This window comes from Methanoculleus sp. DTU007 (genome assembly GCF_001512385.1).
Classification (GTDB): domain Archaea; phylum Halobacteriota; class Methanomicrobia; order Methanomicrobiales; family Methanoculleaceae; genus Methanoculleus; species Methanoculleus thermophilus.
This window is the reverse complement of record NZ_LFRO01000062.1, coordinates 1-7,739: the sequence shown is the minus strand read 5'-3', so window position 1 is coordinate 7,739 and position 7,739 is coordinate 1. Positions and strand designations below refer to the sequence as shown.

Genomic DNA, 7,739 nt, shown 5'->3' with positions numbered 1-7,739 from the left:
GGATGGTCGCGTCTCGGCTTCTTCGGCTACGACCTCCAGGACCAGTGCGGTTCCGCAAACTCGCTCTCCATGGAGTCCGACCGCGGTCTGATGGGCGAACTGCGTGGTCCGAACTACCCGAACTACGCGATGAACGTCGGTCACCAGGGCGAATACGCCGCTATTGTCGGCGGTTCCCACTACGGCCGCGGCGACGCGTTCTGCTACAGTCCGCTCGTGAAGGTCTGCTTCGCCGACCCGGCGCTGAAGTTCGACTTCTCCGAGCCCCGCCGCGAGTTCGCGAAGGGTGCAATTCGGGAGTTCATGCCTGCCGGCGAGCGCTCGCTCATCATCCCGGCCAGGTAAACCAACTCCATTACCCTTTTATTTGCACGTCCTCATTTCCGTGATCGCAAACATTCCTGCCGATCAAATGGAGAAGGTGGAGCGGGTGGCTCCCACTCGCCCACGTATTATGAGGCCACAAATTCATATCACGAAGTCTGCTTATTTTCAGTGATTCTTTCGCACTTCTTCTCTCCCTCGTCTCCGCGATACCTGTCCCGGTCACGAAGAGGCGCGCGGGGGCTTTGGATTGGGGCGGCGGGGTGTTCAGTTGGTGGGTCTGCACCAGGTCTGGGTTACAGAAACGCTCAGTTCAAGCTTCACCGATGAGGTAGGCTGGGGCAGTGCGTAGCGATATCCACACGGCCCATCTACGGAAGTAATTTTCATGGGTTTAACGTGTCCTGTTGCTGTAGAAATCCGTTTTCGGGCTTACACATGGTCATTTCCGGTATGATCGGAGAATGCCGCCCTCTGCTCCATCCAGCACCCGTGCAGCCCCTTTTGACCCTTCACTTTCGCCCCGGCCACCAAACCTCCTTATATCGCCGGATCTCAAACATCTCCGCAAGAGGACCGGTGTGTGGAGGAGTTCATGACGTGGCGACCGGCGGCCGGATAATCCTGCACGTGGATATGGACAGTTTCTTCGCCTCTGTGGAGGTCCGCCGGAATCCGTCCCTCGCTGGAAAACCGGTGATCGTCGGCGCCGATCCGAAGGGCGGGGCGGGCCGGGGGGTTGTGAGCACCTGCTCGTATGAGGCCCGCCGCTACGGCGTCCACTCCGGCATGCCCATCTCCCGGGCGTACGACCTCTGCCCGCACGGTGTCTTTCTTCCGGTGGATCGCCTCTTCTACACCAGAGTTTCAGAGGAGATCATGGCGGTTCTCTCCCGGCATGCCTGGCGCATCGAGCAGGTGAGCATCGACGAGGCTTACCTCGACGTCAGCGATGCCGGCAGTTTCATGGCCGCAAAGGCACTTGCCGCCGCAATTAAACGCGAGATCCGGGAAGAGACAGGGCTTACCTGCTCGATCGGAATCGGCCCGGGCAAGGCCGTGGCGAAGATCGCCTCTGACCATCAAAAACCCGACGGACTGACGGTTGTCCCTCCCGATGAGGTTACGTCGTTTCTCGCCCCGCTGCCGGTGACGAAGATCCCCGGTGTCGGGAGGAAGACCGGTGAGGAACTCCGGCGGATGGGTATCCTGACCATCGGCGATCTTGCACGCAGGGACGTTCAGGATCTCATCGCCCGGTTTGGACGGCCCGGGATCCACCTCCACCGTCTTGCCTGCGGGATCGATGACCGCGAGGTGCAGGGTCGGGTTGAGTCCCGGTCCGTCTCCCGCGAGACGACGTTTGAGACGGACACCGCTGATCCCGTTCTCCTGTCCGAGACGCTTGCGACCCTTGCAGACGACGTTGCCGAGACCCTTGCGGCTGAGCGTCTCCGGTGCCGAACCGTCACCGTCAAGGTCCGGTACCGCGACTTCCAGACACATACCCGGTCGAGAACGCTTGAGCGGTTCACCGGCGACCCTGAGACGATCCGACGGATCGCATCAGCCCTGCTCCTTCCGTTCCTCAACGGTACGCCCGTCCGGCTTATCGGGATCAGGCTCTCGACCCTCGAGGGCGGACGCACCCGGCAGACGTCGATCGACGAGTTCCTCCCCTTAGCGCGGCATAACCCTGGCCGCCTTCCGGGGTAGGCCTCGGAGTCACTGGGGCGAACCCTCTTATATTGAGTGCGCATTACGCTGCCAGAATGCCTGATATCTGGACCGTGCTCCTCGCGGTTGCAATCATCCTCCTCTTCGTGGTGCCGTTTGCCCAGCAGCAGGTGACCAGGGCACGACGCCTGCGGGCGATCCGTGATATCGAGGCCGAACGCCAAACAAGGGTCATCGCCCTCATCCACCGGCAGGAGCGGGTCGCCTTCCTGGGCATTCCGTTCTACCGCTACATCGACATCAACGACTCTGAAGAGGTGCTGCGGGCGATCCGGCTCACACCACCGGAGATGCCGATCGACTTCATCGTCCATACCCCCGGAGGTCTCGTCCTCTCATCCGAGCAGATCGCAATGGCGCTTTGGCGTCATAAAGGAAAGGTGACGGTCTTCGTCCCGCATTACGCCATGTCCGGCGGGACTCTCCTCTGTCTTGCGGCCGATGAGGTGATGATGGATGAGAACGCCGTGCTCGGACCGGTCGATCCGCGGATCGGCGACTACCCGGCGGCGTCGATCTTACGGGTTCCGCGTCTGAAACCTCCGGAGGAGATCGAGGATGAGACCTTCATCCTGGTCGATATCGCGGCAAAGGCCCAGAGCCAGATGAGGGAGTTCGTGGTCAGTCTGCTCCGGGACCGCATGGAGACTGATCGGGCAGAGCGCCTCGCACGCCTGCTCGTTGAGGGAACGTGGACCCATGACTACCCGATCACCTTCGAGGAGGCCCGGGACCTCGGGCTTCCCGTCATCTCCGGCATGCCCGCCGAGATTTACCGCCTGATGGATCTCTTTCCCCAGGCGATGCCCCGCCGCCCGTCGGTCGCCTACGTCCCGATCCCTTACCGGGAGGAGGAGAAGAAGGGGTGACGACTTGCCGCCATCTCTTTGCGGAGATGCCTGCGGAACTCATTTTAAAAATCCCGAAGATACATTCTCACTGGTGCGTACCGCACCCGGGGCGCCGGGACCGGATGCCCAACGGGTACGGAACCGACTGGAAACGGTGAGGAATGACTTCGACCGTAAAACGCATATTTCTCGTATGTCTGATCCTCGTGACGATGCTCTTCACTGCCGGGTGCACCGGCGAAGGACAGTCTTCTGCGGGGAAGACGGCAACGGAGTTCCGGGGTGAGGCCTCCGGCTACGACGACCGTGTGGAGTTCCGATACATCCCGAACTCCGATGAACCGGAAACCTACAGCGTGACCTATACGATCGAGCGGGACGTCTCGTGGGGCACGATGATCGAGACCCGGGAGAACGTGCGATACGAGAGGATCTCCAGCGGCAACCCCATCGCGATCGTTGTCCCGCGTGAAGAACCCATGGATGGCGTGGCGCTTGAGATCGAGATCCGGAGCGCTGCTGGTGTTGTCCTGCACCAGAGCAGGACGTCTGTGGGCCCCGAGACTCCCGTCCCGATGCCGCTGTGATCTGTGGGATTGGGGTTACCCCATCCTTATCCCGTCCTGGAACCAACCTTCTTTTTGATCGTGAGCACCTACCTCCAGCTGCATCTTGGTGCATTCGACCGTTCTCTGGATCCACCCTGCAACGATTGCCCCGACCGGAACGGCTTTCGCCGGCTCTGCTATCAGTGCCCGTTCGCCGTGCGGAGCGCAGGCTCCGTGTACTGCGAACGGTTCTCGATCCATATCCGTGCACAGGAGAAGTATGCCCTCCCTGGCTGGAAAGCGATCCGGCGTGCGATTCTTGAGCGGGACGGGCAACGGTGAGCTATCTGCGGCGGAGAGCGGGACCTTCACATCCACCATCTCGACCGTGATCCCACGAACGATGACCCGAAAAACCTGCTCACTCTCTGCGGTATCTGCCATGCCCGGGTGCATACGGAACTCCGTCACGAGGGTGGCGTCGGGCGAGTGGAGCGGGTGATCCGACACCATACCGGGTAAGAATACCCCCGGGTCCGTTGAGTGAAGGGAGCGCAAAGAGACTGTCCGGATGGGGGTTGTTCACGTTTCCACAACATTTGCCATCCCGATCAAGGGGAACGGTTATATTGTATGCCTGCTACCAGTTGCGTTGCTATGGGGGGAGCACTGGAATGGGCATCACAGACAGACTTTTTGGAAGATGCGATCCCGATGACCGGGAGAGGCCCGAAACAGATACTGAGGTGAGCAGAAAAGCCGTCTCCCTCGCACAGCAGGGACGGTTCACTGAGGCTATAGGTTGCTTTGACAGAGTGCTCGAAGAAGATCCGACAAACGTGAAGATGTGGAATAACAAAGGCGTCTTCCTTGATCTCCTCGGCCGGGATCAGGATGCTCTGGCCTGCTGGGAGAAAGCCCTTGAGATTGATCCGGAATTTGCTCCGGCCTGGGTCTCACGGGGGATGTTGCACCGACGCCGCAACAGGTTTGAGGAGGCGCTTGCCTGCTATGACCGGGCCGTGGAGCTCAACCCTGACTCGGCCGTCGCATGGTATAACCGGAGCGGGATCTTCGTTGCAATGCGCCAGCTGGACGAAGCGGTTGCCTGTTACGAACGAGTGCTCTCGATCGATCCCCATTTTGTGGCGGCCTGGATCGATCTTGGTTATGTTCACTTCCTCCGGCACCAGCACGAGGAGGCCATTGCCTGCTACGACCGGGCCATCAGTGAAGACCCCGGGAATGTCCGGGTCTGGAGCCTGAAGGGGGGGCCCTGTACGCACTCGGAGAGTACCGAAAGGCGCTTGAGTGTTTCGACCAGGTGCTCTCGCTCGATCCGCGGTACTCTGCCGGATGGAGCATGAAGTGCAGCGTCCTCTACCACCTCGGCATGTACCGCCACGCGCTTGCATGCGCCGACAAGGCCCTTGAGATCAACCCTGACTGCGAGTTGACCTCCCAGGTCCGCAAGATGCTCGTCTCCCTGATTGAGAAGTGGTGACGTCCCCCGTTTCTGGGGGCAATGCACTCACCTCTCATCCGTTCGCGAGACCTCTCCTATCTCATCAGGTAGACCCTGTCAAACCCGCCAGGAGGCAAGCCGTGCGATCCAGAGTATGGCATCCTCCCGTGCGGGTGTTGCCTTCATGAAGAGAGGGATGGCAGGAGATCTCCATGAGCCGGCACATTAAGCATATGGATGGATAAGAGGTATCTGCCGGGCAAACGATCACCAGACGGCGGTGTGGAGATCCTCATCGTGTCGAAATCTCCGAAACGATCGGGACCCCTGCACTGCGTCGATGACCCGCCTGCGCGTCGTTCTCATCAAGGCCACGAGGGGTATGTACATCCGGGCATCCAGGCAACGGTAGATGAAGTCCCGGAGTCTCATCTCCGCCTGGAGTTCGGGGATGAGGCGCCGGTTGAGGAGGGAGGTGTAGGTCCCGGCGAGCGGTGCACCTGTGGTGATGTGGCGGTCAACGGCGTGGGCGGCGAGTTCCGCGGTCCGGTGGGCGTAAAAGATCCCTTCGCCGAGGATGGGACTTGCAAACCCTCCAGCGTCCCCGACGAGGAGTGTCCCCTCATAGGCCGGGGAGGTGATGTAATTGCCGAACGGCAGGGGCCATCCTGCTGGTTTCCGCTCTTCAAAGGCTGAAAGACCGACGACCTTCAAAAATTCCCTGAGACGATCGGGGAGCCCTCTCCGGTTCTTCTCAATCAGCCCCCCGATCCCCACGATGATCTCTTCTCTGTTCGGAAAGACCCAGCCGTAGCCCCACCGGCAGACATCAAGAACGAGGCACGGTGTTGTAAGACCGTCGCTTAGACGAATGGTCGCTTCTTCGCTCATGCGCACCTCTGCCTCCTCCCGCGGGATCGCAAGTTCCAGGGCCCAGCCGAGGTTCTTGTTCCACCGCTCCGGGTCGATAGCGCTGTCCGGGAGGGAGCGCCGGACCCGGCTATGGATCCCATCGGCACCGATGATGGCACGGGCAGTATATTGTTCTCCGTCTGAGGTCGTGACGATACGGTTGACGTGGTCGATTGCGGTCACGTCGACGCCTTCGTGGATCTCTGCGCCGGCCTCTGCCGCCTTATGGGCGAGGTAAGTGTCGTAGCGCTCCCGTCGGGTGAAGTGGAACGGTTCAGCGAGGTCTTCGGCGAGGACACGGTTGCTTCCTATGTAGAGGGCATAATCCGTCCCGGTGAAATCAAGCAGTCCTTCCTTCCTGAGGGCGGGAACCGGCAGGGAATAGACCCGCTCGAGGAACCGGACGGACTTCTGGCTGAGGCAGCCAGCGCAGAGCTTATCTCGAGGATACCTCTGTCTCTCAAAAAGCGCCACCCGGTGACCGAACCGGCCAAGCAGATACGCCGCAGTGCTTCCGGCCGGCCCGCCCCCGATAACGACTGCGTCGTAATCCGGTCGACTCTCCATCTCTGTCTCTCTCCGTGGTAATGAGAAACTGTTGTTTATGTTTATTCCGTTCTCCAGGATATTCCTCACTGTATCAGCCCTGCGGGGGGACTGCGCCCACGCTGGCGGTCGTATCATACCTGATGTTCATCGACACTTTCACACCCCGCGCGGCAAGCTCTTAATTCTGCGAACCGATGCTTCTGCATGTCGACACTGGAGCAGAAACTTACCCGTCTCACCGCGGCGGGCCGATTCGACCTCTGCAGTCCCGGGGAGGGGATCAGGCTTCTTTCTGCTGCACCTGTCATCAACTACAACCGGCGGGCTGGCGGATGCGGGCGGATGCTCAAAGTGTTGCTTCACGGCACCTGCGCTTACGACTGCGCTTACTGTGCAGTCCGCCTGCAGCGAGAGCAGCTCCGGTTCACCCCTGAAGAACTTGCCAGGACCTTCCTCGGGCTCTGGCAGGAGGGGCTCGTGGGCGGGCTTTTCTTAAGTTCCGGTATCGCCGGAGACGTCGATTCTGTGATGCACGAGATCGTGGAGACGGGGGAGATCCTGCGGCGGCAGGGCTATGACGGCTATCTTCACCTGAAGATCCTCCCCGGCGCCACCCGGGCGGACATTCACGACGCTGCCCGTGTGGCGGACCGGATCAGCATCAACCTGGAGGCGACGTCCGCCGACCGACTCGGGTGCATCGCCGGGGTGAAGGATTACAGGCAGGATATCCTGAAACGTCAGGCCTGGATCGCTGAGGAGAAGCCCGGCGGGCATACCACCCAGATCGTTCTTGGGGCGGCGGGTGAGACCGATGCCGAGATCCTCTCATGTCTCGCCGACCAGTATCGGCGGGTCCGCCCCTCCCGTGTCTACTTCTCGGCGTTCCATGCCCTGCCGGGAACCCCCCTCGCCTCACGCCCCAATACCCCCGTATGGCGGGCAAGACGGTGGTACCAGGCAGACTCCCTGCTCCGGGAGTATGGGGTTACGCCCGATGAACTCCGGACGGTCCTTGATGACGGGGACTATCTCCCGAACCGTGATCCAAAGGAGGTCCTCGCAGACGGCAGCAGTCCGGTGAACGTCAACCTGGCCTCACGCCGCGACCTCCTCCGGGTACCAGGCATCGGGCCGAAGAGAGCCGACAGAATCCTCCTGCTGCGCAAAGAAAAGCCGTTTACCGGCCCTGCTGACCTTGCGGCGCGGGCCGGGGTTCCGGGAAAGGCTGCCGGATGCTATCTAACGTTCGGCGGGCGGGATTCGGTGCAGATGCGGCTTGCCCTCTAGGTGGAAACGAGCCTGGATCCCCGGAGATCGAGGTACCGGTGGTTATGCTATCTTTCCAAACTC

At 60.9% G+C, this 7,739-nt stretch carries 8 protein-coding genes and 1 pseudogene; 7 read left to right on the top strand and 2 right to left on the bottom strand.

All coding sequences use genetic code 11. The features are described from left to right. The 4 genes and pseudogenes from ACI94_RS06780 to ACI94_RS06765 form a co-directional block, all read left to right on the top strand. Nucleotides 1-345: pseudogene (locus ACI94_RS06780) on the top strand (methyl-coenzyme M reductase subunit alpha); the annotation flags it as partial. A 558-nt stretch (nucleotides 346-903) separates the two neighbouring features. Continuing rightward, entirely contained in the window at nucleotides 904-2,040 is a 1,137-nt protein-coding gene (dinB, locus tag ACI94_RS06775; protein WP_286681247.1) for a DNA polymerase IV, read from the top strand. A gap of 56 nt (nucleotides 2,041-2,096) precedes the next feature. Beyond that, entirely contained in the window at nucleotides 2,097-2,930 is an 834-nt protein-coding gene (locus ACI94_RS06770; RefSeq protein ID WP_066957673.1) for a hypothetical protein, read from the top strand. A 143-nt stretch (nucleotides 2,931-3,073) separates the two neighbouring features. Then, nucleotides 3,074-3,499 (top strand): hypothetical protein, encoded by a 426-nt coding sequence (locus ACI94_RS06765; protein WP_066957670.1) that lies wholly within the window; start codon nucleotides 3,074-3,076, stop codon nucleotides 3,497-3,499. A gap of 15 nt (nucleotides 3,500-3,514) precedes the next feature. Here the strand turns inward: ACI94_RS06765 and ACI94_RS06760 are convergent, their stop codons facing one another. Beyond that, nucleotides 3,515-3,973, bottom strand: coding sequence for a hypothetical protein (locus tag ACI94_RS06760; protein WP_066957668.1), 459 nt, complete (start codon nucleotides 3,971-3,973; stop codon nucleotides 3,515-3,517). A gap of 161 nt (nucleotides 3,974-4,134) precedes the next feature. Here ACI94_RS06760 and ACI94_RS06755 point away from each other — a divergent pair, with 161 nt between their 5' ends. Beyond that, the gene (locus ACI94_RS06755; RefSeq protein ID WP_273259006.1) at nucleotides 4,135-4,827 is read left to right on the top strand and encodes a tetratricopeptide repeat protein; all 693 of its coding nucleotides are present in this window, start codon (nucleotides 4,135-4,137) and stop codon (nucleotides 4,825-4,827) included. Next, entirely contained in the window at nucleotides 4,716-4,964 is a 249-nt protein-coding gene (locus ACI94_RS06750) for a tetratricopeptide repeat protein (protein WP_353743250.1), read from the top strand. Before ACI94_RS06755 ends, ACI94_RS06750 begins: the two co-directional genes overlap by 112 nt. Before the next feature lie 228 nt (nucleotides 4,965-5,192). On the opposite strand, the gene ACI94_RS06745 is transcribed toward ACI94_RS06750, so the two are convergent. Continuing rightward, the gene (locus tag ACI94_RS06745; protein WP_066957665.1) at nucleotides 5,193-6,404 is read right to left on the bottom strand and encodes a geranylgeranyl reductase family protein; all 1,212 of its coding nucleotides are present in this window, start codon (nucleotides 6,402-6,404) and stop codon (nucleotides 5,193-5,195) included. 186 nt (nucleotides 6,405-6,590) lie between these two features. Between ACI94_RS06745 and ACI94_RS06740 the strand changes: the two genes are divergently transcribed. Further along, nucleotides 6,591-7,676, top strand: a complete 1,086-nt coding sequence (locus ACI94_RS06740) for a helix-hairpin-helix domain-containing protein (protein WP_066957663.1) — start codon at nucleotides 6,591-6,593, stop codon at nucleotides 7,674-7,676. Nucleotides 7,677-7,739 lie beyond the last annotated feature (63 nt).

What these genes read in the sequence shown, in the direction of transcription:
- ACI94_RS06745 (WP_066957665.1), bottom strand. Translation starts at nt 6,404, where the DNA reads ATGGAGAGTCGACCGGATTACGACGCAGTCGTTATCGGGGGCGGGCCG.
- ACI94_RS06760 (WP_066957668.1), bottom strand. Translation starts at nt 3,973, where the DNA reads ATGGTGTCGGATCACCCGCTCCACTCGCCCGACGCCACCCTCGTGACG.
- ACI94_RS06765 (WP_066957670.1), top strand. Translation starts at nt 3,074, where the DNA reads ATGACTTCGACCGTAAAACGCATATTTCTCGTATGTCTGATCCTCGTG.
- ACI94_RS06755 (WP_273259006.1), top strand. Translation starts at nt 4,135, where the DNA reads ATGGGCATCACAGACAGACTTTTTGGAAGATGCGATCCCGATGACCGG.
- ACI94_RS06770 (WP_066957673.1), top strand. Translation starts at nt 2,097, where the DNA reads ATGCCTGATATCTGGACCGTGCTCCTCGCGGTTGCAATCATCCTCCTC.
- ACI94_RS06740 (WP_066957663.1), top strand. Translation starts at nt 6,591, where the DNA reads ATGTCGACACTGGAGCAGAAACTTACCCGTCTCACCGCGGCGGGCCGA.